Below are 5,278 nucleotides of genomic sequence, written 5' to 3'. Positions count from 1 at the left end.
GGAAGTAGATGACGAAGAACAGCACAATCCAGACGACGTCGACGAAGGGCCAGTAGTACGACACGACGATCGAGGAAGTCGCCTCCTTGTGCGTGAAGTTCTTGACCGCGTACGCCCGTCCGATGACGAGCAGGAACGCGATGAGTCCGCCGGTGACGTGGAGCGCGTGGAAGCCCGTTGTGATGTAGAAGGCGGAAGCATAGGCATCCGCTTGGATCGGGAGCCCTTCAGCGACCAGCTGAGCGTACTCCCAGACCTGGCCCGAGACGAAGATCGCGCCGAGGGCGAAGGTGAGCCAGAACCACTCGACCATGCCCCAGCCGAATAGGCGTCGGCGCCCTGCGGCGTTGAGCTGGCCTCGCTTGATGCGGTAGGGCTGCATGTCTTCGGCCGCGAACACGCCCATCTGGCAGGTCACGGAGGAGAAGACGAGGATCGCGGTGTTGATCGCGGCGAAGGTAACGTTCAGCAGTTCCGTGCGGTCGCCCCATAGCTCGGGGGAGGTGCTGCGGAGGGTGAAGTAAATCGCGAACAGTCCCGCGAAGAACATCACCTCGCTGCCGAGCCACACGATGGTGCCGACAGCTACCGGGTTCGGGCGCTTGATCGTTCTTGCCGCCGGGGCATAGGTCGCTGAGGTGGTCACTCCTCCATTATGGCCGATCCGCGAGGGTGATTCTTGCATCTCGGCCCCCGATTCGCTGTTGTGCGACTTAGGGGACCCTAAGAGTGACCTGCGAATCTGCGGTGAATTCAAGGGAAATCAAGCTTGCACCGCCGCGGTGGATTGCGCAAGGAATTTGTTTGCGCCGATAAGATCGCTGACATGGCTGATTCCCTGACCTGGCCCGACGTCCTCACCACGCTGCTCGATGGGCGTGATCTGAGCGTGTGGGAGTCGACGTGGGCGATGCGCCAGGTGATGCAGGGCAAGGTCTCCGATGCGAAACTGGCCGGTTTTCTCATCGCGCTTCGCGCGAAGGGCGAGACGATCGACGAGGTTGTCGGCTTCCGCGACGCGATTCTCGAGGCGGCTGTTGCTCTTCCCGTGTCTCCGGATGTTCTCGACATCGTCGGCACCGGCGGCGATCGGGTGGGAACCGTCAACGTATCGACCACGGCCGCAGTCATCATCGGCGCCACCGGCATCCCCGTCGTCAAGCACGGCAATCGGGCGGCGAGCTCGTCATCCGGCTCGTCCGATGTTCTGGGCGCGCTGGGGCTGGAGCTCTCTCTCAAACCGGAAGACGTCGCGGAGGTTCTGCACCGCACGGGCATCACGTTCGCATGGGCGGCAGCGTTTCATCCGGGGTTCAAGCACGCGGGTGGCGCACGTGGCGAGTTGGGCGTTCCCACGGTGTTCAACATGCTGGGTCCGCTGTGCAACCCGGCTCGTGCCGAGGCGAACGCGGTCGGCGTCGCACAGCTCGAGCGCGTTCCGCTCATCACGGGGGTGTTTCGTACGCGCGGCGCGACGGCGTTGGTGTTCCGCGGCGACGATGGCCTGGACGAGCTGACCACGACCGGTCACAGCCGAATCTGGGAAGTCACGCGTGGGGATATTCACGAGCACGATCTCGACCCGCGCGATCTGGGAATCCCCGTTGCCGACCTGGCCGATCTTCTGGGCGGCTCGCCCGAGCACAACGCCGGTGTGCTGCGTGACACGCTGGCAGGAAAGCGTGGACCGGTGCGCGACATCGTGCTGTTGAATGCGGCTGCGGGGATCGTCGCGTTCGAGCTTTCGCAGGACGCGACGCAGGTGCAGCGTCCGATTCTGGATCGCCTGCGTGACGCATATGGGCGCGCCGAGGCCGCGATCGACGACGGAAGCTCGTCGGCGAAGCTGGATGCCTGGGTGGCAGCGACTCGCGAGCTCGCCGCGGTCTGAGTCATGGTCGATCCGGTCGTCGCGCTGCTCGAGATCGCGACGCTTCTCGAGCGAGAACGGGCATCGCGATATCGGGCGAAGGCCTTCCGCCAGGCGGCGGCGACCTTCGAGGCGCTGCCCGAGGCGGTGCGGGGGGATCCGAACCGGCTCCGCGCGACAAAAGGCATCGGTGAGTCGACGTTTGCGGTTATTCGTCAGGCGCAGGCGGGGGAGATCCCGAGCTACCTCGTGGAGCTGCGCGGGGAGGTGGAGCCGGAACGTCGTTCACTCCTGCGGACGAAGCTGCGTGGTGATCTGCACGCGCACACGGAATGGTCGGATGGCGCGACGCCGATCAGCGCGATGGCGGATGCTGCGCGCGCCCTGGGGCATGAGTATCTGGCGATCACCGACCATTCGCCGCGCCTGCGCGTGGCGCGAGGACTGTCGACTGAGCGACTTCGCAAGCAGATGCCGCTCGTGCGCGCAGAGTCGACCGATGCATTTCGAATGCTCGCGGGCATCGAGGTCGACATCCTCGATGACGGCACGCTGGACCAGGATCAAGCGCTTCTCGGCGAACTCGACATCGTCGTGGCGTCGGTGCATTCGAAGCTTCGGATGGATTCCCGATCCATGACGCAGCGCATGATCGTCGCCGTGTCGAACCCGCGCGTGAACGTGCTGGGGCACTGCACCGGCCGCCTGGTGCAGGGCGAGCGCGGGACGCGAGAGCGATCGCAATTCGACGCGCGGGCGGTCTTCGAAGCCTGCGCGGAGAACGGCGTCGCGGTCGAGATCAACGCGCGTCCCGAACGGCAGGACCCGCCGGATGACCTGATTGCGCTCGCTCTGGATGCCGGATGCCTGTTCTCGATCGATTCGGATGCGCACGCGCCGGGACAGTTGTCGCTGCTGGATCACGGCGCCGAGCGCGCGGAGAACGCGGGTGTGCCCGCGGAGCGCATCGTGACCACCTGGGGGCTGGAACGTCTGAAGGCCTGGGCGGAATGACACGACGCGCCATTCCGTGGCTGGTGCTCGTCGGCATCCTCGTCGCTGCGCTCAGCCTGCGCGCACCGATCATCGCGCTCACTCCGGTGCTGCCGGAGATCATCGTCGATCTCGACATCAGTTCGGCGTCCGCCGGTCTGCTGACGACCGCTCCTGTCATCATGTTCGCGGTGATCACTCCGCTGGCCGCGCTGGTGATCCGTCGAGCAGGAGCCGAGATCGCGCTCCTGCTCTCACTCGCGGGTGTGATCGTCGGCACGCTCGTGCGCGCGCTCCCGGGATTCGGCTCGATGCTTGCTGGGATGGTCATCATCGGCGCGGGGATCACGATCGGCAACGTCGTGATCCCCGTGATCATCCGGCGCGATCTGCCGCCGGAACGGACCGCCGTCGCCACGGCCGCATATACGGCGACGCTAAACGCGGGTTCGCTCTTCGCGGCCCTAGCGACGGTCCCGATCGCGGCATCGACCGGGTGGTCGCTCGCGCTTCTTCTGTGGGGGTCGTTCGGTGTCATCGGGATCGCGCTGTGGCTTGTGCACATCGTGCGGTCGCGCGCGTGGCGCTCCGCGGAGCGGACCTCCGGCGAAGCCCCTGCGCGTCGATCGGGCATGGCAGTGGAGACAGCGGCGTTGACGGGACCGACGCCGGTGATCGTCGACAATCGGGTCGCGGTGATCGTCCGGCGCCCGATCGTCTGGCTGCTTGCGGCGGCGTTCGCCACGCAGTCGACCGTCTACTACGCGATGTCGACCTGGTTCCCGACGATCCTGCTCGACACCGCCCGCGTGGATGCCGTGGCCGCCGGCGCCCTCGCGTCGGTGTTCCAGGGGGTCGCGATCGTCGGGGCGATGATCGCTCCGCTGCTGCTGCGCTTCGTGGGGGCGTTCTACTCGGCGCTCCTGTTGGGCGTCTGCTACGCGGCGATGGCCGTCGGGATGTTGATCGCGCCGGAGCTCGCCGCCCTTTGGGCTTCATTCGGTGCGATCACGCACTCGAGCGGGTTCGTGCTGATCTTCACGGCTCTGGTGCGGGTGTCGAGGTCGGATGCCGAAGCGGCCACGACGTCGGCGGTGGTGCAGGGTGCCGGATACGTTTTCGCGGCGCTCGGCGCGCCGATCATGGGCGCTCTGCGCGAGGCGAGCGGCGGGTGGCAGGTGCCGCTGTGGGCGCTCACCGTGGTCGTGATGGCCTATACGGTCGCGCTGATGTCGGCGATGCTCGTGGCGTTCCGGCGGCGTTGAATCATCGGTGCGCGACTCGAGTCACCGGTTCAGGGCGGTGATCGCGCGCTGCATCGAACCGCCGAGGTTCCACTGCTCAGCCAGTGCCTCTGCGGCGGCTGTCTGCGCGCCGTCGAGGGGGCGGACCGGTTCTGCGGGCACCTCGATGTTCAGGTTCCGCGCGACCTCCACGACCGTCGGGGCTACGTCGAGGTACTCGGCCGCGGCAAGCACCTTCGCCTGCACCCCTGTGCTCATGCCTACGCCTGCGGCGGCGGCGGCGCGGATGCCCGCGAGGTCGCCGTGTGCCTTGAGGAGTGTGGCCGCTGTCTTCTCGCCGACGCCGGGGACGCCGGGGAGCCCGTCGGACGCATCGCCGCGCATGGTCGCGAAATCGGCGTACTGTGTCGGCAGCACGCCGTATTTCGCCACGACCGCTTCGTCGGTGAGGGTCTCGAGATTGCTCATGCCGCGGGCGGTGTAGATGACCCGGATGCCTCGGCTGTCGTCGACGAGCTGGAAGAGGTCGCGATCGCCCGTCACGATGTCGACCGGGAGGTTCGACCGCGTGGCGAGGGTGCCGATGACGTCATCGGCTTCGTGCGCGGTCACGCCGATGATCGGGATCCCGAGCGCGGTGAGCGCCTCGCGGATCAGGGGAATCTGCTTCTCGAGCGGGTCGGGGACCTCTTCGACGTCCGGACCGGGCTCGACGACCTCGACGACGCGATGCTCCTTGTAGCTGGGGATCAGGTCGACGCGCCACTGGGGCCGCCAGTCGTCGTCCCAGCAAGCGACGATGTGGGTGGGGTCGTAGAGCGTCACGAGCTTGGCGATGATGTCGAGCAGCCCGCGTGCCGCGTTGACGGATGTGCCGTCGGCAGCTTTCACCTTGTCGGGAACGCCGTAGAACGCTCTGAAGTAGAGGGACGCGGTGTCAAGCAGCATCAGCTTTTCGCTCATGCGTTCAGCATGACATAGGGGGGTGACGTACCGGTCAGCAGCCGGGTCCGGTGGGGTCTTCGTGGCAGGTGTGGGCGACGAGGGCGGTGTGTGCTTCGTAGATGCGGATCTGTGGGTCGGGTCCGGTGGCGGTGACTTCGCCGGTGAGGGGGATCCAGCCGATGCCGAAGTCGACTTCGGCGGTGTAGCGGACGTCGACGTGCGCGGT

Annotated in this window: 5 protein-coding genes; 3 read left to right on the top strand and 2 right to left on the bottom strand. The window is 66.7% G+C overall.

The genetic code is table 11. The features are described 5' to 3' along the window. On the bottom strand, positions 1-685 hold a 685-nt coding region (locus Q1J95_RS14200), incomplete at its 3' end, for a heme-copper oxidase subunit III (protein WP_300268694.1). Between the two features lie 141 nt (positions 686-826). On the opposite strand from Q1J95_RS14200, the gene trpD reads away from it, so the two are divergent. From trpD to Q1J95_RS14185, 3 genes are read left to right on the top strand one after another with little or no spacing between them, the layout of a single operon-like run. Further along, positions 827-1,891, top strand: a complete 1,065-nt coding sequence (trpD, locus tag Q1J95_RS14195) for an anthranilate phosphoribosyltransferase (protein WP_300268691.1) — start codon at positions 827-829, stop codon at positions 1,889-1,891. A 3-nt stretch (positions 1,892-1,894) separates the two neighbouring features. Next, positions 1,895-2,884 carry a PHP domain-containing protein gene (locus Q1J95_RS14190; RefSeq protein ID WP_300268688.1) on the top strand — a complete coding sequence of 330 codons (990 nt, stop codon included), beginning with the start codon at positions 1,895-1,897 and terminating at the stop codon, positions 2,882-2,884. Next, entirely contained in the window at positions 2,881-4,128 is a 1,248-nt protein-coding gene (locus Q1J95_RS14185) for an MFS transporter (RefSeq protein WP_300268686.1), read from the top strand. Before Q1J95_RS14190 ends, Q1J95_RS14185 begins: the two co-directional genes overlap by 4 nt. Positions 4,129-4,149: 21 nt before the next feature. Here the strand turns inward: Q1J95_RS14185 and Q1J95_RS14180 are convergent, their stop codons facing one another. Further along, positions 4,150-5,070, bottom strand: a complete 921-nt coding sequence (locus tag Q1J95_RS14180; RefSeq protein ID WP_300268685.1) for a 5'-3' exonuclease — start codon at positions 5,068-5,070, stop codon at positions 4,150-4,152. Between the last annotated feature and the right edge of the window lie 208 nt (positions 5,071-5,278).

This window comes from Microbacterium sp., from assembly GCF_029263575.1.
Taxonomy (GTDB): Bacteria; Actinomycetota; Actinomycetes; order Actinomycetales; family Microbacteriaceae; genus Microbacterium.
This window is presented reverse-complemented; position numbering and strand designations above follow the sequence as displayed.